General features: G+C 73.2%; 23 protein-coding genes. 11 read left to right on the top strand and 12 right to left on the bottom strand.

Translation table 11 applies throughout. The features are described 5' to 3' along the window. Nucleotides 1-57: 57 nt before the first annotated feature. Genes ACPPVO_RS04110 through ACPPVO_RS04100 form a run of 3 tightly spaced genes read left to right on the top strand, consistent with a single transcriptional unit; the run spans nt 58 to nt 2,329 of the window. Nucleotides 58-675 (top strand): MarC family protein, encoded by a 618-nt coding sequence (locus ACPPVO_RS04110; protein ID WP_360386138.1) that lies wholly within the window; start codon nt 58-60, stop codon nt 673-675. Between the two features lie 38 nt (nt 676-713). Then, nucleotides 714-1,517 (top strand): RecB family exonuclease, encoded by an 804-nt coding sequence (locus ACPPVO_RS04105; protein WP_426509948.1) that lies wholly within the window; start codon nt 714-716, stop codon nt 1,515-1,517. Beyond that, nucleotides 1,517-2,329, top strand: coding sequence for an LLM class flavin-dependent oxidoreductase (locus ACPPVO_RS04100; RefSeq protein ID WP_426509947.1), 813 nt, complete (start codon nt 1,517-1,519; stop codon nt 2,327-2,329). The genes ACPPVO_RS04105 and ACPPVO_RS04100 overlap by 1 nt, the downstream gene beginning before the upstream one ends. Here the strand turns inward: ACPPVO_RS04100 and ACPPVO_RS04095 are convergent. Beyond that, nucleotides 2,317-2,517: a DUF4190 domain-containing protein gene (locus ACPPVO_RS04095; protein WP_426509946.1), complete on the bottom strand. Its 201-nt coding sequence runs from the start codon at nt 2,515-2,517 to the stop codon at nt 2,317-2,319. The genes ACPPVO_RS04100 and ACPPVO_RS04095 overlap by 13 nt on opposite strands. Nucleotides 2,518-2,606: 89 nt before the next feature. Here ACPPVO_RS04095 and ACPPVO_RS04090 point away from each other — a divergent pair, with 89 nt between their 5' ends. Beyond that, nucleotides 2,607-3,812 (top strand): acyl-CoA dehydrogenase family protein, encoded by a 1,206-nt coding sequence (locus tag ACPPVO_RS04090; RefSeq protein ID WP_426509945.1) that lies wholly within the window; start codon nt 2,607-2,609, stop codon nt 3,810-3,812. Here the strand turns inward: ACPPVO_RS04090 and ACPPVO_RS04085 are convergent. The 4 genes from ACPPVO_RS04085 to ACPPVO_RS04070 are packed head-to-tail and all read right to left on the bottom strand — an operon-like array spanning nt 3,775 to nt 6,909. Beyond that, nucleotides 3,775-4,203 (bottom strand): CoA-binding protein, encoded by a 429-nt coding sequence (locus ACPPVO_RS04085; protein ID WP_426509944.1) that lies wholly within the window; start codon nt 4,201-4,203, stop codon nt 3,775-3,777. The genes ACPPVO_RS04090 and ACPPVO_RS04085 overlap by 38 nt on opposite strands. Before the next feature lie 29 nt (nt 4,204-4,232). Beyond that, a complete protein-coding gene (locus ACPPVO_RS04080) occupies nt 4,233-4,943 on the bottom strand; it encodes a hypothetical protein (protein WP_426509943.1) in 711 nt (236 codons plus the stop codon). A 47-nt stretch (nt 4,944-4,990) separates the two neighbouring features. Beyond that, nucleotides 4,991-5,902 (bottom strand): SDR family NAD(P)-dependent oxidoreductase, encoded by a 912-nt coding sequence (locus ACPPVO_RS04075; RefSeq protein WP_426509942.1) that lies wholly within the window; start codon nt 5,900-5,902, stop codon nt 4,991-4,993. A 53-nt stretch (nt 5,903-5,955) separates the two neighbouring features. Beyond that, nucleotides 5,956-6,909, bottom strand: coding sequence for an HpcH/HpaI aldolase/citrate lyase family protein (locus ACPPVO_RS04070; protein ID WP_426509941.1), 954 nt, complete (start codon nt 6,907-6,909; stop codon nt 5,956-5,958). 126 nt (nt 6,910-7,035) lie between these two features. Between ACPPVO_RS04070 and ACPPVO_RS04065 the strand changes: the two genes are divergently transcribed. Next, nucleotides 7,036-7,857 carry an SDR family NAD(P)-dependent oxidoreductase gene (locus ACPPVO_RS04065; protein WP_426509940.1) on the top strand — a complete coding sequence of 274 codons (822 nt, stop codon included), beginning with the start codon at nt 7,036-7,038 and terminating at the stop codon, nt 7,855-7,857. 12 nt (nt 7,858-7,869) lie between these two features. Here ACPPVO_RS04065 and ACPPVO_RS04060 read toward each other — a convergent pair whose 3' ends face one another. From ACPPVO_RS04060 to ACPPVO_RS04050, 3 genes are read right to left on the bottom strand one after another with little or no spacing between them, the layout of a single operon-like run. Further along, nucleotides 7,870-8,358, bottom strand: a complete 489-nt coding sequence (locus ACPPVO_RS04060) for a hypothetical protein (protein WP_426509939.1) — start codon at nt 8,356-8,358, stop codon at nt 7,870-7,872. A 29-nt stretch (nt 8,359-8,387) separates the two neighbouring features. Then, nucleotides 8,388-8,984 carry an AmmeMemoRadiSam system protein A gene (amrA, locus tag ACPPVO_RS04055; protein ID WP_426509938.1) on the bottom strand — a complete coding sequence of 199 codons (597 nt, stop codon included), beginning with the start codon at nt 8,982-8,984 and terminating at the stop codon, nt 8,388-8,390. Between the two features lie 17 nt (nt 8,985-9,001). Continuing rightward, entirely contained in the window at nt 9,002-9,694 is a 693-nt protein-coding gene (locus tag ACPPVO_RS04050; RefSeq protein WP_426509937.1) for an HAD family hydrolase, read from the bottom strand. A gap of 80 nt (nt 9,695-9,774) precedes the next feature. Here ACPPVO_RS04050 and ACPPVO_RS04045 point away from each other — a divergent pair, with 80 nt between their 5' ends. Next, nucleotides 9,775-10,683, top strand: coding sequence for a DMT family transporter (locus ACPPVO_RS04045; RefSeq protein WP_426509936.1), 909 nt, complete (start codon nt 9,775-9,777; stop codon nt 10,681-10,683). On the opposite strand, the gene ACPPVO_RS04040 is transcribed toward ACPPVO_RS04045, so the two are convergent. Beyond that, nucleotides 10,629-11,489 (bottom strand): PhzF family phenazine biosynthesis protein, encoded by an 861-nt coding sequence (locus tag ACPPVO_RS04040; RefSeq protein ID WP_426509935.1) that lies wholly within the window; start codon nt 11,487-11,489, stop codon nt 10,629-10,631. The two genes, ACPPVO_RS04045 and ACPPVO_RS04040, sit on opposite strands and share 55 nt — an antisense overlap. Before the next feature lie 80 nt (nt 11,490-11,569). Here ACPPVO_RS04040 and ACPPVO_RS04035 point away from each other — a divergent pair, with 80 nt between their 5' ends. From ACPPVO_RS04035 to ACPPVO_RS04025, 3 genes are all read left to right on the top strand, one after another. Continuing rightward, a complete protein-coding gene (locus ACPPVO_RS04035) occupies nt 11,570-12,844 on the top strand; it encodes a magnesium transporter MgtE N-terminal domain-containing protein (protein ID WP_426509934.1) in 1,275 nt (424 codons plus the stop codon). A 34-nt stretch (nt 12,845-12,878) separates the two neighbouring features. Continuing rightward, a complete protein-coding gene (locus ACPPVO_RS04030) occupies nt 12,879-13,430 on the top strand; it encodes a DUF1003 domain-containing protein (RefSeq protein WP_426514531.1) in 552 nt (183 codons plus the stop codon). A gap of 189 nt (nt 13,431-13,619) precedes the next feature. Then, nucleotides 13,620-14,762 carry a P-loop NTPase gene (locus ACPPVO_RS04025; RefSeq protein WP_426509933.1) on the top strand — a complete coding sequence of 381 codons (1,143 nt, stop codon included), beginning with the start codon at nt 13,620-13,622 and terminating at the stop codon, nt 14,760-14,762. A gap of 1 nt (nt 14,763) precedes the next feature. Here ACPPVO_RS04025 and tatB read toward each other — a convergent pair whose 3' ends face one another. Both tatB and ACPPVO_RS04015 read right to left on the bottom strand, forming a co-directional pair. Next, nucleotides 14,764-15,186, bottom strand: coding sequence for a Sec-independent protein translocase protein TatB (tatB, locus tag ACPPVO_RS04020; protein WP_426509932.1), 423 nt, complete (start codon nt 15,184-15,186; stop codon nt 14,764-14,766). Nucleotides 15,187-15,261: 75 nt separating this feature from the next. Then, nucleotides 15,262-16,587, bottom strand: a complete 1,326-nt coding sequence (locus tag ACPPVO_RS04015) for a trypsin-like peptidase domain-containing protein (RefSeq protein ID WP_426509931.1) — start codon at nt 16,585-16,587, stop codon at nt 15,262-15,264. 141 nt (nt 16,588-16,728) lie between these two features. On the opposite strand from ACPPVO_RS04015, the gene ACPPVO_RS04010 reads away from it, so the two are divergent. Together ACPPVO_RS04010 and ACPPVO_RS04005 are read left to right on the top strand one after the other, a co-directional pair. Beyond that, the gene (locus ACPPVO_RS04010; RefSeq protein ID WP_426514530.1) at nt 16,729-17,331 is read left to right on the top strand and encodes an O-methyltransferase; all 603 of its coding nucleotides are present in this window, start codon (nt 16,729-16,731) and stop codon (nt 17,329-17,331) included. A gap of 53 nt (nt 17,332-17,384) precedes the next feature. After that, nucleotides 17,385-18,440, top strand: coding sequence for a hypothetical protein (locus ACPPVO_RS04005; protein ID WP_426509930.1), 1,056 nt, complete (start codon nt 17,385-17,387; stop codon nt 18,438-18,440). Nucleotides 18,441-18,514: 74 nt separating this feature from the next. Here ACPPVO_RS04005 and ACPPVO_RS04000 read toward each other — a convergent pair whose 3' ends face one another. Beyond that, complete coding sequence (locus ACPPVO_RS04000) at nt 18,515-19,741, bottom strand: DUF1501 domain-containing protein (protein WP_426509929.1); 1,227 nt, start codon at nt 19,739-19,741, stop codon at nt 18,515-18,517. Nucleotides 19,742-19,751: the final 10 nt, after the last annotated feature.

Below are 19,751 nucleotides of genomic sequence, written 5' to 3'. Positions count from 1 at the left end.
CGATGGCGTCAAGACCCAGGTATCCGCTCGATATGGGCCTGCTATGACAATCCGGTCGTGGATTTGAAGCTCTTCGGCGAGGTATTCGTGACACTGCTGGTGATCCTGGACCCCCCGGGCGCCGTGCCGATCTTCCTGGCCCTCACCGGGCAGATGGAGCGCCGGGCCCGCCATCGCGCGGCGCTGCAGGCGGTGCTGCTCGCGCTCGGCGTCATCGTCGCCTTCGCGCTGGTGGGCCGGCAGATCCTGGCCTACCTGAACATCGACCTGCCCGCGCTGCAGGGCGCCGGCGGCCTGCTCCTGCTGCTCGTCGCGCTGGAGCTGCTCACCGGCAAGACCGACGACCCCCGGCACGAGGTCACGTCGAACGTGGCCCTGGTGCCGCTGGGCACGCCGCTGCTGGCCGGGCCGGGCGCGATCGTCGCCACCATGCTGTTCGTGCGGCGGGCCGACACCTTCGCGGGCTACTCGGCGATCGCGGTGGGCATCGTCGCCGTCATGCTGGTGGTGTACCTCGTGCTGCGCTTCTCCGGCGTGCTCGTGCGCATCCTGCGGCCGAGCGGCATCGAGGTCGTCACCCGCATCGCCGGTCTGCTCGTGGCCGCGATCGCCGTGCAGCTGCTCGCCGACGCCATCGGCGCGTTCGTGACCACGTACCTGCACGCGCCGCACTGACATCGGGATTCGTCATTTTGTCGTACCCGGATGGCAGGATGCTGGGCGTGGAGCAGTTGGGACTATTCGCATCACCGCCGCGCCTCTTCACCTGCACGCCCAGCAAGCTCGGCAGCTACGAGGACTGTCCGCGCCGCTACCGGTTCTCCTACGTCGACCGTCCGGCCCCGCCCAAGGGGCCGCCGTGGGCGCACAACTCGCTCGGCGCCTCCGTGCACACGGCGCTCAAGAACTGGTATGCGCTGGAGCCCGCCCGCCGCGCGCCGGAGGCGCTGCCGGGCCTGCTGAAGGCGACGTGGGTGCGCGAGGGCTACCGCGACGACGCGCAGGAGCGGGAGGTCTACCGGCGGGCACTGGGCTGGCTCGAGTCCTATGTGGAGTCCCTCGACCCGGCCGAGGACCCCGTGGGGGTGGAGCGCACGGTCGCGGCGCGCACGGAGACGCTGGCGCTGTCGGGCCGGGTCGACCGCATCGACCAGCGCGGCGACGAGCTCGTGATCGTGGACTACAAGACCGGGCGGAGCGGGCTCTCGCCCGACGATGCCCGGGGGTCGCGGGCCCTGGCGCTCTACGCGATCGCGACGTCGAGGGTGTTCCGCAAGGCGTGCCGGCGGGTGGAGCTGCATCATCTGCCCACGGGCACCGTCGCGGCGTTCGAGCACACCGACGCGTCGCTGGAGCGGCATCTGCGCCGGGCCGAGGCGACCGCGGCCGACATCGTGGCCGACACGGAGTTCCGGCCGCTGGTCGGTCCGCATTGCTCCTGGTGCGACTACCGGAAGTCCTGCCCGGAAGGGTCCACCGCGCCGCCCAAAGACCCCTGGACCGCGGTCGAGGCCTGATGCGCATGCGCCACGGGATCTGCGTCTGCACCCTCGGCGACCTCGCCGAGCCATCCCTGGTCGTCGACATCGGCCGGGCCGCCGAGAAGGCCGGCTGGGAGTCGCTCTTCGTCTGGGATCATCTCGCCTTCGCCTGGGGCGTCCCCTCCGCCGACCCGTGGGTGACGCTGGCCGCCGTCGCCCAGGCGACCTCCGCACTGCGGCTCGGGACCGCCGTCACGCCGCTGCCCCGGCGGCGGCCCGCGGTCGTGGCCAGTGCCGTGGCCACGCTCGACCGGCTGAGCCGGGGCCGGGTCGTGCTCGGGGTCGGCCTCGGCGGGGTCGACGCCGAGTTCACCGCCTTCGGGGAGAGCGCCGAGCTCAAGTCCCGGGCCCGGCTGCTCGACGCCGGGCTCGAGACCGTGGGCGGGCTGCTCGGCGGGGCGAGCGTCGGCGGGGTCACGCTGGCGCCGCTGCCGGTGCAGCGGCCCCGGCCGCCGATCCTGGTCGGGGGCGCCAGCCGGGCGGCGCTGCGGCGGGCCGCCCGGTGGGACGGGTGGATCGCCGCCGGTGACGAGGAGAGCGGGCGGATGGCGGTCCGGCCCGAGTCCGTCGCGGCCGACATCGCCTACATCCGCGGGCATCGGGAGCCGGCGTTCGAGGTCGCGCTCACCGGGACCTCGCGCGGGCCGGACGATCCGATGCTCGCCGAATACGAGCAGGCCGGGGTTACGCTCTGGCTGGAGCACATCCATGGGCGGCGGGGGCCGCTGGAAGATCTCATGCGGCGGATCGACGACGGCCCGGCGGAAGTAGGCGGTCAGGCGAAGTAGATGACCGGCAGGCCGCAGACGATCAGCAGCACCACGTAGCCGGTGATCATCGCGGCCAGGGCCAGGCCCGCGCCCGGGCGCTGCTCGCGGCGGCACTGGCTCCACGCGATGTGGCCCATCAGGATGCCGAACGGAGGCACCAGGACCGCACAGATCAGGGCGGCTACCGCCAGGCCGTTGACTCGCACCTGAGAACCATTTCACAGGCTCCGGGCGGCGGGAAGCAGGATACCCACCGGTAACTTCTTGGGCAGGAGCCGACCAACGGAGGTCTCGCATGGCTCGTCTCGCTCGGACGCCCGGGCTCAGCGATGTGCAGCAGTCGATGCTCGAGACCGTGCGGGCGTTCGTCGACAAGGAGATCATCCCGCACGCGCAGCGGCTCGAGCACGACGACGTCTACCCGGCCGACATCGTGGCCGGGATGCAGGAGATGGGGCTGTTCGGGCTCACCATCGCCGAGGAGCACGGCGGGCTCGGCGAGTCGCTGCTCACCTACGCGCTGGTGGTGGAGGAGCTCTCGCGCGGGTGGATGTCCGTGTCGGGCATCGTGAACACGCACTTCATCGTGGCCTACCTGGTCTCCCAGCACGGCTCCGAGGAGCAGAAACGGCGGCTGCTGCCGCGCATGGCGACCGGCGAGGTGCGCGGGGCGTTCTCGATGTCCGAGCCCGGCACCGGCTCCGACGTCGCCGCGATCCGCTCCAAGGCCGTCGCCGACGGGGACGACTGGGTGCTCGACGGGCAGAAGATGTGGCTCACCAACGGGGCGTACTCCTCCGTCGTGGCCACGCTCGTCAAGACCGAGCTCGGGGCCGAGTCGGTGTACGGGAACATGACGACGTTCCTGCTGGAGAAGACGCCCGGGTTCGGGCTCAACGAGGCGCTGCCGGGGCTGAACATCCCCGGGAAGATCGAGAAGATGGGGTACAAGGGCGTCGAGACCACCGAGATGGTGCTCGACGGGGTGCGGGTGCCCGGCTCGGCGATCCTGGGCGGCGCCGATCGGGCCGGCCGCGGCTTCTACCAGATGATGGACGGCATCGAGGTCGGGCGGGTCAACGTGGCCGCGCGCGCCTGCGGCATCTCGATCCGGGCGTTCGAGCTCGCGATCGCCTACGCCCAGCAGCGCCACACGTTCGGCGTGCCGCTGGTCAAGCACCAGGCGATCGCGTTCAAGCTGGCCGAGATGGCCACGAAGATCGAGGCGGCGCACGCGCTCATGGTCGGGGCGGCGCGGCTGAAGGACGCCGGGCAGCGCAACGACGTCGAGGCGGGCATGGCGAAGCTGCTGGCCAGCGAGTACTGCGCGGAGGTCGTGCAGGAGGCGTTCCGGATCCACGGCGGCTACGGGTACTCCAAGGAGTACGAGATCGAACGCCTCATGCGCGAGGCGCCCTTCCTGCTCATCGGCGAGGGCACCTCGGAGATTCAGAAGACCATCATCAGCCGGGGTCTGCTGCGGGACTACGGGGTGCGCTGACCGCGTGCACCGCGCGGATCACGGCGATGCACGTGTCCTCGAGGTAGTCCACGCCCGCGGCCGCGGCCAGGGCGCGGCCCTCGGGGCTGTAGATGCCCTGCTGCAGCCAGATCGCGGGCGCGCCGATCGCGAGCGCGTCCCGGACCACCTGGGTCGCGTCGGCCGACGGGCGGAACACGTTCACCAGGTCGACCGGGAACGGAAGGTCGGCGAGCCGGCGGTAGGCACGCTCCCCGAAGATCTCGTCCGCGAACGGGTTGACGGGCACGATGCGCCAGCCGTGGCGCTGGATCTGCAGCGGTACCGCATGGGCCGTCTTCGATCGATCCCGGGAGGCGCCCACGACCGCGATCGTGCGGGCCTCGCGCAGGATCTGTTCAGCGCTGCGCATGCCCCCAACCTAGCTCGCCCGGCGGGCGATCAGGTGGTCTGGCGGGTGAGGGTGCCGCGCAGGCGCTCGAGCTCCTGCGGGGTGCCGATCGCCGCGCGATGGTGCGGTTGCTGCACATAGGCGTGGATGGCCCGGAACAGGAACCACAGCGACACGTCGAGCGGGACGTCCTGGCCCGGCTGGAAGCGCCTGATCCGCCGGCCCTCGATCAGCGAGGGGTGCGCGACGCTCCACAGCGCGTGCTCGTGCCCCGGCTCGAGCGCGGCCCACGGCACGAACGAGCGGCCCCCGTTGACCGCGATGCCGAGCTCGGTCAGCAGCAGCGGGCCGCTGCGCACCATGCGGAAGAGCAGCAGGAACAGCGTGCAGCCGTTGAGGATCATGATCACCGCGGCCATCGTCGGCACGATCCGGCCGGTGACCCGCAGGCCGTTGACCGCCATGAGCAGCAGCGCGGCGCTCAGCAGGCCGTTGAAGACGCACTGGCGGCGGAAGGCGGGCAGCGCGGCGAAGGCCGGCCGCCCGCGGTACACCGTCAGCTGGAACGTCGACGGCCCGCGGGTGCTGCGGGTGAGCTGGACGAGCCCCACCACGATGCCCAGGACGGTCAGCGGCTGCAGGACGAGCATCAGCGGCAGGAACACCTCGGGCTCACCGGAGAGCAGCACGGCGCCGCAGGCCGCCCCGACGACGGTCGGCGGCGCCAGCAGCACCGCGTAGTCCGCCGACCGTGCCCCCATGCGGCCAAAGATAGCCAGCGAACCTGGAGGTTCGCTGACCGTCGGACTCACCGGTACTGCGCCTCCCGGACGCTGTTGCCACCGTCGATGACCAGCATCTGGCCGGTGATGTAGGACGCGCCGGGCGAGCACAGGAACGCGATCGTGGCCGCGACCTCCTCCGGCGTGCCGGGCCGCCCCATCGGCGTGCCGAAGCCCTGCTTGAGCTCGACGAGCGTGGATGCCCCGGTGTGGATGATGCCGGGGGCGACCGCGTTGACGGTGATGCCGTCGGCGACGAGCTCCATGGCCAGGGCCCGGGTGAGGCCGACGACGCCGGCCTTGGCCGCGGCGTAGCCGGCCTCGGCGGGCAGCGCGTTGACCGGCCCGGCGGTCGCGGCCAGGTTCACGATGCGGCCCCAGCCGTGCTCGGCCATGCCGCCGACGAAGGCCCGGCTGACCAGGAACGCGGTGGTGAGGTTGCGGTCGATCTCGGCCCGCCACTCCTCGTAGGTCAGCTGGGCGACCGGGCGCAGCACCTCCGGGCTCGCCTTGCTGGCCAGCCCGGCGTTGTTGACCAGGATGTCGACCGCGCCGAGCTGGTCGAGGACGGCGTCGGCGAGCGCGCCGACCTCGGCCTCGACGGTCAGGTCGGCGACGAAGCCGATGACGCCCAGCTCGCTGGCGCGGTCGTGGATGCGCCGGGTCGTGGAGACGATCGCGACCGCGGCGCCCATCTGCTTGAGGCGGCGGGCGGTGGCGTAGCCGATGCCGTCCGGGCTGCCCGCGCCGGTGACCAGGGCGACCCGACCGTCGAGCCGGTCGGTCGCGGTCGGCGCCTCCTCCTCGACGGGCTCGTCGGCGAGATCGGGACCGCTGGACGGAACGGCCCGCAGGGTGCGCCGCGCGGACGAGGGCCGGCTCGCATCGCGCCGGCCGCTCTTGCCGGCGGGGCCGCTGGAACGTAGGTCGGGTGCCATAGGGCAAATCCTGCCTGTCGGATACACCACCGGGCAATGCGACGCGCGTTTTCTCAGTTCGGCGGGGTGAAGGCGGTGGTCCGTTTCATCCCTGCGGCACGCCCCTTGGCCGCGATGACCAGGGCCATCTTACGGGAGGCCTCGTCGATCATCTCGTCGCCGAGCATGACGGCGCCGAGCCGGCCGCCCTCCTCGGAGGTGTAGTAGTCGTACGCGTCGAGGATGAGCTCGGCGTGGTCGAAGTCGTCCTGGGCGGGCGAGTACACCTCGTTGGCCGCGTCGAGCTGGCCCGGGTGCAGCACCCACTTGCCGTCGAAGCCGAGCGCCGCGCTGCGCACGGCGACCTCGCGGAATGCGTCGACGTCGCGGATCTGCAGGAACGGCCCGTCGATGGCCTGCAGGTCGTGCATGCGGGCGGCCATCAGGATGCGCATCAGGATGTAGTGGTACGGGTCACCCGGGTAGCCCGGGATGAGCCCGCCGACGACCAGCGACCTCATGTTGATCGAGGCCATGAAGTCAGCCGGCCCGAAGATGATGGTCTCCACGCGCGGGCTGGCCGCGGCGATGGCGTCGACGTTCACCAGCCCGGCGGCGTTCTCGATCTGCGCCTCGATGCCGATGCCGCCGGGCTCCAGCCCGATGGTCTTCTCGATCTGGGTCAGCGTCAGGTCGAGCCACTGGATCTGGGCCGCGCTCTGCACCTTGGGCAGCATGATGCAGTCGAGGTTCTCGCCGGCGCCCTCGACGACCTCGATGACGTCGCGGTACGTCCACGGCGTGGTCAGGTCGTTGACGCGCACGACGCGCGTCTTGCCGGCCCAGTCGCCGTCGTTGAGGGCGGCCACGATGTTCTTGCGCGCCTCGGGCTTGGCCAGCGGCGCGACGGCGTCCTCGAGGTCGAGGAACACCTGGTCGGCCGGGAGCCCCTGGGCCTTGCCGAGCATCTTCACGCTCGAGCCGGGCACGGCGAGACACGAGCGGCGCGGTCGTCCGAGGGCGGCCATCGGCGGGCTCCTTTGGGGTTTCGGCGGCTTTGCCGGGATTCGGGAGGGGCCTTCCCGCGCAACTTAGCGAGGGTTCAGGCGGCTACCAAACGGTAACCTCGACGCGTGAGTACGCAGAATGCCCCTGTGGGAGATCTCACCGGTCGCACGGTGGTCATCACCGGAGCCAGCTCCGGCATCGGCCTGGCCGCCGCCGTCGACATGGCCCGCCGCGGCGCGAGCACGGTGCTCGTCGGCCGGAACCCCGCCCGCCTCGAGGCCGCGGCCGCGACCGTCTCGGCGGCGGCCGGGCGCACCGTCCCGGCGTACCGCAGCGACTTCGCCAAGCTCGACGACGTCCACGTGCTGGTCGACCACCTGCGCCAGCGCTACCAGCGCATCGACGTGCTGGCCAACAACGCGGGCGGCGTCGTGCGCGGCCACCGCATCACCCCCGACGGCTTCGAGGCGACCCTCCAGACCAACCACCTGGCGGCCTTCCTGTTGAGCAGTCTGCTCCGCGAACAGCTGCGCGGCGGCCGCATCATCAACACCGCCTCGGGCGCGCACGCGATGGGCGCGCTGGACCCGGCGGACCTGCGCGGCGCCCGGAAGCGGGGCCTGTGGCGGCAGTACGGCTCCGCGAAGCAGGCGAACATCCTCTTCGCCGCCGAGGCGTCCCGCCGCTGGCCGGACATCATGTCGGCGTCGTACCACCCGGGCTTCGTGCGCAGCCGCTTCGGCTCGTCGATCGGCGTGAACCTGGCCGCGCGGATCGCGCCGTTCGCACGCACCCCGGAGCGCGGCGCGGACACGCTGGTCTGGCTGGCCGCGACCCCGACGTCGCAGCTGACGTCGGGCGGCTACTACATGGACCGCAAGCTCGCGCGCCCGACCCGGGGCACGGACAGCCCGGCCCTGGCCGCACAGCTGTGGGACGAGAGCCTGCGCGCCGTTGGCCTGGGCTGACCGCCGGTCGGGTCAGCGCTTCCGGGTCGCGCCCCGGACCTTGTGGAGGCGGAACGGGCGGCGCGGGATGCGCGTGGCCGGCGTCGGCCGGGGCGGGGCGGCCTGGGCGTCGTCCGGCAGATCCGCGGAGGCGCCGGCCGGCGTGAGGCGGCTGACCACGCACCGCTCGGACCAGGCCCGGGCGAGGTCCTCGGCGCCGCCGCGGCCGTTGAGGCGCTTGCCGGCGAGCTGAGGTACCAGCTCGGCCCAGGCCTCGTCGGACGGGCTGAGGTTCGTGACGTCGGCGGGGAAGGTCACGATCCGGCCGCCGTGGTCGCCGCGCAGGCTCACCTCCGCGGACGCGGCCTCGGCCAGGCCGGGGATCGCCTGCTCGCCCTCGCCGGTCACGACCAGGAAGGAGCCGTCGAGCCAGGCGCACCAGGCCAGGGTCGGGGGGCGGCCGCCGACGGCGATCCAGGCGACCGCGGCCTTCTTCGCCGCCTCTTCGACCAGCGCATCCATGGTTGACATCCAACCACGGCGCGCCGGGGTCAGGCCGCGATCGGCAGGCGCGGGGCGGAGTCGCGGAACTCCGTCGAGGCGTAGCGGAAGGCCTCGATGTCCGAGGGCCAGCCCTCCGCCGGCCAGCCGCCCTTGCGCAGCAGCGCGGCCACGAACTCCTCCGGGTCGGGCAGCTTCGCCCACACGGTCGGCAGGAACGTCGACCGGTGGGCGTGGTCGTGGTCGTGCAGGATCAGGCCGTCGACGCCGGGGCGGAGCGCCGCGACCAGGGCCGCCCGCGACTCCGCCGGCAGCGGCTCCGGGCGCGTCAGGACCGACACCTTCACGTCCAGGGCCGGCCAGTCGGCGCTCGTCACCGGCGGGAGCCGCGGGTCGCGCATCGCCTGGACGGCGTTGCGCACCACGTCGCGGTGCAGGGGCTGAACCGGCTCCAGGGTCCCCACGCACCCGCGCAGCGCGCCCGACCGCTCCAGCGTGACGAAGGACGCGCCGTGCGCCTGCAGCGGGCTCCCGGGCGGGACCGAATCCTCCAGCGGCGCGCCCGTGAGCCGTGCGTGTACCGCGCCCGCCGCCAAGCGGGCGAGGTAGAGGCCATCCGTCAGCGACAGTGCCGCCGTCACGGTCACATCCTCAGGATAGGCGCTCAGGCCACGAGCACCGGCGCATCGATCAGGTCGGGAATCGCCGACAGGGTCGTCACCCAGGCCCCGGGCCAGTCCGGCTCGGCGTGGAAGGTCAGGTGGGCGCCGAGATCGGGCGCGCGCAGCTGGACCGCGGTCAGGCCGAAGCGCGCGGCGCCGGTGAGCTCGCGGCTGCCGCCGTCGCCGACGTACAGGCAGCGCGCCGGGTCCACGTCGAGCTGGGCGCAGGCGGTGGCGTACATCGCGGGGTGGGGCTTGGTGTGCCCGACCTGGCAGGAGTACACGGCGGCGTCGATCACGCCGGCCAGGGGCGTGCGCGGCAGCACCAGCGGCAGCTCGAACCAGCAGTCGCTCACGATCGCGATGCGCACCCCGGCCGAGCGCAGGGTGCGCAGGACGTCGATGGTCTCCGGCCGCAGCGGAGCGTCGGCCTGCACGGTGGCCAGCCGCAGCTCGGCGGCCTCGCGTAACTGGGCGGTGGTCGGCTCCACGCCGAGCTCCGTGCACAGGCGGCGCAGGCCGGCCAGGTGGGTCGGGTACGCGCCCCGGGCCCGCTCGTCGTAGGTTCGGTCCAGCAGCGCGAGCCACTCGCCCGGGTCGACGCCGAGCACCTCGGCGGTGCGGCGGTGCCCTCCACCCCGACAAACTGCGCGCGTACACGTGTTGAAATAGTCAAAACAGATGGCTTCAATCACCGTTCGGCCCCCCTCATATCCTCCGAACGGTCTACCTGGTCGCCGCGGCCTCCCGTGTCGGATCAACGACAATTCGCACCATGCGCAAGGTCGGTCTCCCCACCGTCGCCGCTCTCGTCGTCGCGATTCTGGCGGTGTCGGCCTCGGCGCCCATGATCGCATTCGCGGCCGCCCCGGCGCTCGCCATCGCGTTCTGGCGCAACGCCCTCGGCACCGCGGCGCTCGCCCCGGTGGCGCTCGTACGGCAGCGCACGCGGCCGCGCGAGCTCGGCGTGACGGTGCTGTCCGGGGTGTGCCTGGCCGTGCACTTCGGCACCTGGGTGCCCAGCGCCAAGCTGACCAGCGTGGCCATGTCGGTCGCGCTGGTCTCCACGACCCCGGTGTGGACCGCGCTGATCGCGGCCGCCCGGGGCGTGCGCGTGCCGGGCAGCACGTGGGCCGGGATCGGGGTCGCGGTCGCCGGGGTCGCGCTGGCCACCGGGGCCGACCCGGACCTGTCGGGCCGGGCGCTGCTCGGCGACGCCCTGGCGCTGGCCGGCGGCATCGCGGCCGCCGGGTACACGCTGCTCGGCGAGCGCGCCCGGGCCAGCCTCGCCACGACGACGTACGCCTCTGTGTGTTACGGGATCTGCGCGGCGCTGCTGCTCGTCGCGAGCCTGGCGAGCTCGGCGCGGCTCTGGGGGTACACCTGGGAAACCTGGATCGCCATCGTCGCCATGACGATCGGGCCCCAGCTGCTCGGCCACACGCTGATCAACTACGCGCTGCACCGGGTCAGCGCCACGACCGTCGCGGTGCTGCTCCTGCTGGAGGTGCCGGGCGCCCTGGTGATCGCCTGGATTCTGCTCGGCCAGCTTCCGGCGGCCCGCACGCTGCCGGGCATCGCCGTGCTGCTCGCCGGGGTCGCGGTGGTGGTGCTGGGGGCCCGGCGGCGTCAGCCCACGAACGGCGGCACGATCATCTCGCCGGAGGCGATCGGCACCACGTGACCCGAGACCGTGGCAGAGACGGCCGCACCGGCCTGGGCCGTCACCGTGCAGTGCAGGGCCGACGGGCGGTGCATCTCCAGACCCTGGGCGATCTCGTACCGCGTCAGCCCCTCCCCCGCCACCAGCCCGCTCGTCACCAGCCACACGCCGAGCCCCATCGCGGCCGAGCCGGTCGCCGGGTCCTCGGCGACGCCCACCTCCGGCACGAGCACCCGCACGTGCGCGAGGTGCCGCTCGGCGTCCCAGTGCACGACGCTGAGGTTGTCCACGGGCCGCTGCAGCCGCAGCCGGCCCACGGCCTCGTCGGTGACCGACAGGAACGTGAACTCGAGCCCGCACCCGGCCTTGCGGGGCGCCGGGCCGAGGTAGTCGGCCTCGGTCAGCCCGATCGAGTCGAGCAGCGGCAGCGGGTCGAGGGCCGGGCCGACGGTCGGCTTGCCGCCGGTGACGGTCGCGGCGCCGTGCACCTCGTCGACCTGGATCGGCAGGAGCCCGGCCCCGCACTCCTGGATCACGTCGGGGCCCTTGATCACCCCGTTGCGGACCAGGGTGACCGCGCAGCCCACCGTCGGGTGCCCAGCGAAGGGCAGCTCGGTGCCCGGAGTGAAGATCCGCGCACGGTACGTCGCGCCCGTGCCCTCGCTCGGAGGCAGCACGAAGATCGTCTCGGAGAGGTTGAACTCCCGCGCGATCGCCTGCATCTGCTCGGCGGCCAGGTCCTGGGCGTCGAAGACGATCGCCAGCGGGTTGCCGGTGAAGGGCCGGTCGGTGAAGACGTCGACGATCGAGTACCGCACCATGCTCATGAGGGCAGCCTAGGGGTCGCCGGACGCTGAGGTTCGGTCCACCGCCTGCTTCGTGGCCTGCTTCAGTAGGCTTGAGCCTCGTGAGTACTGCGCCGCGGGTCTACATAGCGCGCCTCGCTGGTCTGAGCGTCTTCGATCCGAACGGCGACCAGGTCGGGCGGGTGCGTGACGCCGTCGCGCGGCCGCGGACGGGCAACCAGCCGCCCCGCGTGGTCGGGCTGGTCGCCGAGATGCCGATGCGGCGACGCATCTTCCTGCCGATCGGCCGGATCACCGCCATCGAGCCCGACGCCGTGGTGCTCAACACCGGCACGCTCAACCTGCGCCGCTTCGAGAAGCGCCCGGGCGAGCTGCTGGTGCTGGAGGACTTCATGGACCGGCACGTGACAGTTGTCGCGACCGGGCGCGCCGGGGCCGTGGTCGACGTGGCCATGGACGCCGACCGCACCGGCGAGTGGTCGCTGTCGCGGGTGGCGGTGCGCGAGTTCACCGGCCGGCTCACCCGCCGCGGCCACCTCAACCAGCTGGAGTGGACCGAGGTGACCGGCCTGGCCGGGGAGCCGCAGACCCAGGGCACCGCCGGGCTGCTCGCGGTGCTGGACAACATGCGCGCCGCCGACCTCGCCAACGTGCTGCAGGACCTCTCCGAGGCCCGGCGCGTCGAGGTCGCCGCCGCGCTGGACGACGAGCGCCTCGCCGACGTGCTCGAGGAGCTGCCCGAGCACGACCAGCTGGAGATCATCACGGCGCTGGAGCCGCAGCGCGCCGCGGACGTGCTGGAGGAGATGGACCCCGACGACGCCGCCGACCTGCTCGCCGGGATGCCCAAGCCGGAGCAGGAGGTGCTGCTCGACCTCATGGAGCCGGACGAGGCCTCGCCGGTGCGGGCCCTGCTGGAGTACGAGCCCGGCACCGCCGGCGCGGTCATGACCTCGGAGCCGATCGTGATGGCCCCGGACAACACCGTCGCCGAGGCGCTGGCCCGCATCCGCGAGCCGCAGCTGTCGCCGGCGGTCGCGGCCGGCGTGTTCGTGACGCGCCCGCCGATGGCCACGCCGACCGGCCGGTACCTCGGCGTCGTGCACTTCCAGCGCCTCCTGCGCGAGCCTCCCTCGGCCCTGCTCGGCGGCGTCGTCGACAACGACATCGAACCGCTGTCCCCGCAGCTGACGCTGGCCGAGATCACCCGGCGGATGGCGACCTACAACCTGGTGGTGATGCCCGTGGTCGACGTCAACGACAAGCTGGTCGGCGCCGTCACCGTCGACGACGTCCTCGACCACCTGCTGCCCGAGGGCTGGCGCGACCGGGACCACGCCGAGCCCATCTCCCTCAACAGCGGTCCTCGTGGCTGAGCGCAAGCGGCTGGACCAGCCGCGCGACACGCGCATGAGCCTGCCGCGCTTCGACCCGGAGGCGTTCGGGCAGTGGTCGGAGGGCATCGCCCGGTTCATGGGCACGGCGAAGTTCCTCGTCTACATGACGATCGTGATCCTGGGCTGGATCGCGTGGAACACGCTCACCCCGAAGAGCTGGCAGTTCGACCCGTACACCTTCACGTTCCTGACGCTCATCCTGTCGCTGCAGGCCTCCTACGCCGCCCCGCTGATCCTGCTCGCGCAGAACCGGCAGACGGACCGGGACCGGGTCGCGGCGGACGAGGACCGGCGGCGCGCGGCCGCGCAGAAGGCGGACACGGAGTACCTGGCCCGGGAGATCGCGGCGCTGCGCATCGCCCTCGGCGAGGTGGCGACCCGCGACTTCCTGCGCTCGGAGCTGGCGCGGGTGGCCGAGGAGCTGGACGAGGCGGCCGACCGGCGGGCGAAGGCGGAGCGCAAGAAGGTGCGCAAGGCTCTCGGCTCGCTGGCCGATCCCCTGGTGGCCGACGAGCCGGACGACGTCGTGGACTCCGACGAGCCGCCGCGGCGCCGGTCCCGGTGAGCATTACGCCGCGCGCCTCAAGGGGCGAGGCGCGCGGCGTGTAAACGATGTTCCCACCGGATTCGGTACGCGGACAAGCCCCTTGTGGCCCGAGAAGGTGACATTGTTCGCCGATCGGGCGTGTGACGCGTTCCTCGTACCGGCTCGACGCGGCGGATCGGGCGGGCGGTCCGACGTACCATGGCACCCATGTCAGCCCCGGCCACCACCGTCGAAGACGCGATCACCGCCGCGCTCGCGACCGTCGACGACCCCGAAATCCGCCGGCCCATCACCGAGCTGGGCATGGTCCGCGACGTCACGCTCCGCCCGGACGGCGTCGCCGCCATCGGCATCCTGCTCACGGTGGCCGGCTGCCCGCTGAAGGACAAGCTGCGCTCCGACATCACCCGCGCGGTCGGCGCCGTCGGCGGCGTCACCGCGGTCGAGATCGAGTTCGGCGTGATGACGCCCGAGCAGCGCAAGGACCTGCAGACGAGCCTGCGCGGCGACGTGCAGGAGCCGGTGATCCCGTTCGCCCAGCCCGGCTCGCGGACCCGCGTCTACGCGGTCGCCAGCGGCAAGGGCGGCGTCGGCAAGTCCAGCGTGACGGTCAACCTCGCGGCCGCGCTGGCCGCCCGGGGCCTGTCCGTGGGCGTGGTCGACGCCGACATCTACGGCCACTCGGTGCCGCGCATGCTCGGCGCCGACGGGCGGCCGACCCAGGTCGAGTCCATGATCATGCCGCCGTCGGCGCACGGCGTGAAGGTCATCTCGATCGGCATGTTCACCCCGGGCAACGCCGCGGTCGTCTGGCGCGGCCCGATGCTGCACCGCGCGCTGCAGCAGTTCCTCGCCGACGTGTACTGGGGCGAGCTGGACGTCCTGCTCCTGGACCTGCCCCCGGGCACCGGCGACGTGGCGATCTCGCTCGCCCAGCTGCTGCCGTCGGCCGAGATCCTGGTCGTGACGACCCCGCAGGCCGCCGCGGCCGAGGTCGCCGAGCGGGCCGGGTCGATCGCGCTGCAGACGCACCAGCGCATCATCGGCGTCGTGGAGAACATGTCCTGGCTGGAGCTGCCGGACGGGCAGCGCATGGAGGTCTTCGGGGCCGGCGGCGGGCAGTCGGTCGCCGACTCGCTGTCGCGGGCGGTCGGGGCCCAGGTGCCGCTGCTGGGTCAGATCCCCCTCGACACGCGCCTGCGCGAGGCCGGCGACGTGGGCCTGCCCCTTGTGCTGGCGACCCCGGACGCGCCGGCGGCGCAGGCCCTGGCGGCCGTGGCCGACAAGCTGGCGCTGCGCCGGGAGAGCCTGGTGGGCAAGCCGCTGGGACTCAAGCCCGCCGGACGGTAGCTCAGGTCACGTCGTCCCAGGAGGCGCGCACCGCCGGCTGCGGGGTGGGCGCCGTCACCGGGGCGACCGCGTCCTTGCCCACGTTCTTGGCGGCCGCCGCGGCGTCCTGGGCGTCGCGCTTGACCTGGTCGGCGACCCCGCGCACGTCGTCGTAGATGCCCTGCAGCGGCTTGCGCAGCGCGGCCTCGTCCTCCTCGCTGAGGAGGTGCTTGCGCAGGAACGTCTTCGGGTGCAGGTCCTCGAGCTGGATGTCGGTGCCGAGCTCCTTGCTCAGGTCGCCGGTGGCGTTGCGCGCCATCTGGCGCACCTGGCGCAGCATCTTCACGCCGTCGCTGATCGCCTTGGGCAGGCGGTCCGGCCCGAAGATGAACACCCCGACCAGGATGATGACCAGAACTTCCCAGCCGCCGATGTCGAAGCCCATGTGCCGGCCCTCCCCTTGCTCTCGCCTGCCAGACTACGCACTCCCGGGCCGGTTCCGGGAGGGCCGCCGGTCAGATCACTTCGCGTCGGCGACCAGCGTGACCGAGGCCTTGGCCCGGGACGCGCCCCGCAGGTACTGGATCTCCACCGTGTCGCCCGGCGCGTACTTGCGGATCAGCGCGGTGAGGTCCCACGACTCGTCGATCGGCTTGCCGTTGACGGCCAGGACCACGTCGCCGGCCTTGAGCCCGCCGGAGCCGGCCGGCCCGGTGGGCTCGACCGTGGACAGGCGCGCCCCGCCGGCCGGGTTCGTGTAGGAGGTGTCGACCTGGACGCCCATCACCGTGCGGCGCGCCTTGCCGGTGTTGATGATGTCGGTGGCGATGCGCCGGGCGTGGTTGATCGGGATGGCGAAGGCCAGCCCGACGTTGCCGGCGCTGGCCTGGTCCTCGGAGAGGGTGCCGATGACGGAGTTGATGCCGATCACGCGCCCGGCCGCGTCGAACAGCGGGCCGCCCGAGTTGCCCTGGTTCACGGCGGCGTCGGTCTGGATCGCCGAGTAGTACCGCGCCGTGCCGCCCTCGCTGGTGCGGATGGGGCGGTCGAGGTAGCTGACCACGCCGTACGTCACCGTGCTGGTCAGCCCCAGCGGGGCGCCGACCGCGACGACCGGGTCGCCGACCTGCACCGAGTCGGAGTTGCCGAACTCGACCGGGGCCAGCTTGCCCTCGGGCAGGCCGTTGGTGTCGATCTTGAGCACGGCGATGTCGGACTCCGGGTCGGTGCCCACGACGGTCGCCCCGGCCACGGTCGAGTCGCTGAAGCGGACGGTCGCGGTGCCGGCGCTGCCCTCGACGACGTGGTTGTTGGTGATCACGTGGCCGTCGCCGCTGACGACGAAGCCCGAGCCCAGGGACGTGCCGTTGCCGACCCGGACGCTGATCGTGACGACGCTCGGGAGCACCTTCTTGACCAGCCCGGCGATCGACTCCGGGGCGCGGTTGTTCAGCGGGGCGTTGCCGAGCTGGCCGCCGCCGAGGGTGCTGCCACCCCCGCCGACCGCGAAGACGTAGCCGAGGGTGCCGCCGAGCGCACCGGCGAGCAGCGCGGTCACGATCGACACGACGAGGACCAGGCCGATGCCGACCCGCGGGCCGGCCGACGGCGGTGGCGGCTTCTCGAGCGCGGGCGCCTCGTCGGCGGGCGGCTTGACCACCACGACCGGGGCGTCCGGGTCGCGCCACGGGTCGGACAGGGCGTCGGACCACCAGGTGTTGGGCGCGGGCTGCGGCCCTGCGGCCTGGGGCGCGTTGGGCGTGGCCCACGCTGGGCGCGGCCCCCAGCCGGTGGGGCTGGCCGGTGCGCCGGGGCCCGGCTGACGCCAGGCCGAACCGTCTGTCACGATCGGCTCCTCCGTCCGTTTCGCATCCAGCATTACACGCCCCGGCCGCAAGCATGCGCGGGCGAGGTCTCCTAGGCTTGCGGTCAATCGACTTCTCTTAAGGGGTGCCCCATTACCACCTCCGCCCGGACGGCTGACTTCATCGACGGCTTCGTCGCCGAGGACCCGGTGCTCGCGGCCGCTCGCGAGCAGGCGTTCGAGCTCGGCATCAGCGCGGTGAGCCGGGGCTGCGGGGCGGCGCTGCGGGTGATCGCGGCGGTGAGCAACGCCAAGGCGGTCGTGGAGGTCGGCACCGGCACCGGGGTGAGCGGCGGCTGGCTGCTGCGCGGGATGCGCCGCGACGGGGTGCTCACCACGATCGACTTCGAGGCCGAGCACCAGCGCGTCGCCCGGCGGGTCTTCTCGGCCGCGGGCAACCCGCCGTCCCGGGCCCGGATCATCACCGGCCGCGCGCTCGACGTGCTGCCGCGGCTGGCCGACCGGGCCTATGACCTGGTCTTCGTCGACCACGACCCCAGCGAGTACGGTCCGGTGATCGCCGCGGCCGAGCGGCTCCTGCGCCCGGGCGGCACCCTGGCCCTGGCCGACGCCCTGGCCGGCGGCCGGGTCAGCGATCCCACGGTGCGGGACGCGGAGACGGTACTGCTGCGGGAGGCGGTCAAGTCGCTGCGCGAGAGCGAGGCGTGGATCCCCGCCCTCCTCCCCCTCGGTGACGGCCTGCTGATCGCCGCTCGCGCACAGTAGCGATCGGCGGGCGGCGGCCCGGAACTGTCGTACCTGTGTTCGAAGATGCCTCCATGACCGAACTCGGCATCATCACCCGCACGATCCTGTCCGCCACCGCCCCCTATGACCTCGACTGCTCCCTGCGCGCGCTCGCCGGCTTCCGGCCCGGGCGGCGCGACATCTCGCTCGACCCCGGCGGCACGGTGCGCCGCGCCTTCCCGCACCCGGCCGACCCGGACGCGGCGGTCGTGGTCGAGGTCGCCGAGCGCGACGACGGCGCGCCGGGCGCCGCCCTGACCGTGTTCAGCGCCGAGCCGCTCGACGGGCCCGCCCTCGACGCCGTGCGGGGCCGGGTCGGCGACTGGCTGGGGCTGGACGACGACCGCGCGGAGTTCCTGCGCCGCGCCGGGGCCGACGGGCCCGTCCGGCCCCTGTTCGAGGTCGCCCGGGGCCTGCACCAGGTGCGGTTCTCGAGTCTCGCCGAGGGAGTGGTGTACTTCACACTGCTGCAGAACTCCACCCAGTGGTACGCGACCCTGCGCAAGCGCCGCCTCACCCTCCACCTGGGCACGATGGTGCGGGCGGCCGGCGAGGAGTTCACCGCGCTGCCCGACCTCGCCCGGCTCGCGCGGCTCACCCCGGCCGAGGCGCTGCCCTACGCCGGGGCGCCGCACAAGGCCGAGCGGCTGGTGCAGGTGCTCGGCGGCGTCGCCGCGATCGACGAGGAGCTGCTGCGCACCGGCCCCTACGAGCGGGCCCGCGACGCGCTGCTGGCGGTGCGCGGCATCGGGGGCTACACGGCCCACGCGCTCCTGCTGCGGGCGCTCGGGCGGCCGGATGCGGTGCCGCTGGAGATGGATCAGTACGCGCACACGGCCCGCGCGGTCTACGGCGACGCCGTGCCCTCGCCGCAGGAGCTGCGGGAGCGCTACGGGCCCTACATCGGGTGGTGGGCGTACACCTGCCGGACCGCCCTGACATGGCTGGAGGAGGACCGCAAGGAGCGCGAGCGGGCCGAGCGGCGGCGGTCGCGCCCGCCCGCGGTGCGGCGGCCGCGCCCGGCGCCGGGGAGCACCCGGCCCCCGCTCACGGCGCGGGCGGCCCCGGCGGAGGCCGTCGTGGGCTGAGCCGAGCCGGCGACGGGCCGGGCCGATCACCGGCCCGCCCGTCGCGGGCGGGCACCCGCCGGGCCCGTCGCGGGTCAGAGGATGCCCTCGAGCCGGTCCTGGTAGCCCAGGATCTGCGCCGGGTCGGCGTCGAGCACGTCGTGCAGCAGGGTCGCGTAGACCTTGCGGAAGTCGGTCGTGAACTTCAGGTCGCCGTTGTCGAGGTCGGCGAGGCCGGGCTGCTCGCCGTAGAGGCCGCCGCGCACCGGGCTGCCGAGGATGAACATGTTCGAGGCGGTGCCGTGGTCGGTGCCGTCGGAGCCGTTGGCGGCCACGCGGCGGCCGAACTCGGAGTAGACGGCGATGACGACCTTGCGGCCGGCCTCGGTCTTGGCCATCCGGTCGGCGAACGTGGTGAGCGCGGAGTCCAGGAGCTTGAGCAGGATCTCCTGGGAGTTGCGCTCCTCCGCGTGCAGGTCGAAGCCGCCGAGGGAGACGGAGAAGACGCGGGTGGCCACGTTCGCCTCGACGCAGCGGGCCACGAGGTCGAGCTGGGTCTTGAGGTCGGAGCGGCCGCCGGTGGCGGTGCCGGAGGAGGTGGACGTGTCCTCGTCGCCGTCGTGGTCGTCGACGCTGTGGATCAGGGCGTCCACCTCGACCAGGTCGGCGAAGGCGCGGGCGGCCCGGGCCTGCAGCGGCGGCTCGCCGTCGGAGGACCGGCCGAACGCGGTGAGCACCTCGGGCTTGACGCCGTTGGGCAGCGTCAGGCCGGTGACCGGCACGGCGGCCCCGGCGGTCGTCGCGCCGGCCAGCAGCGGCGGGAGCACGGGCTCGAAGGAGACCGCGTGGCGCGGGTCGCCGCCGAACGCGTCCAGCCAGCGGCCCAGCCAGCCGGTGTTGCCGGGCCGGTCGGGCTGGGCGGTCTGCCAGATGTCCATGGACCGGAAGTGGCTGTGGTCGGGCTTGGGGTAGCCGACGCCGCGGACGATGGCGAGCTTCTTCGCGTCGAACATGCGCTTGAGTCCGGCGAGGCCGGGGTTGAGGCCCAGCGCGTCGTCGAGCTTCAGCACCTCCTCGGGCCGGTAGGCGAGCCCGTGGCGGGCGGGGGCGTAGGCCGGGTCGGCGTACGGGATGACGTTGGCCAGGCCGTCGTTGCCGCCGTAGAGGGTGACGAGCACGAGCGTCCGGGCGTCGCCGGGGCGGTCGTCCCAGGTGGCGGTGTCGAAGACGTCGCGCAGCGTCCAGGCGCCCCCGGCGGCCAGGGCCGCGCCGCCGGCCACGCCGCTGGCGATCAGGAACTTCCTACGGGTCAGGGCGTCCATGTCGCCTCCT

This window comes from Dactylosporangium sp. McL0621, from assembly GCF_049995355.1.
Taxonomy (GTDB): Bacteria; Actinomycetota; Actinomycetes; order Mycobacteriales; family Micromonosporaceae; genus Dactylosporangium.
Note: the sequence above shows the minus strand (reverse complement) of the source record. Positions and strands in the feature narration are given on the sequence as shown.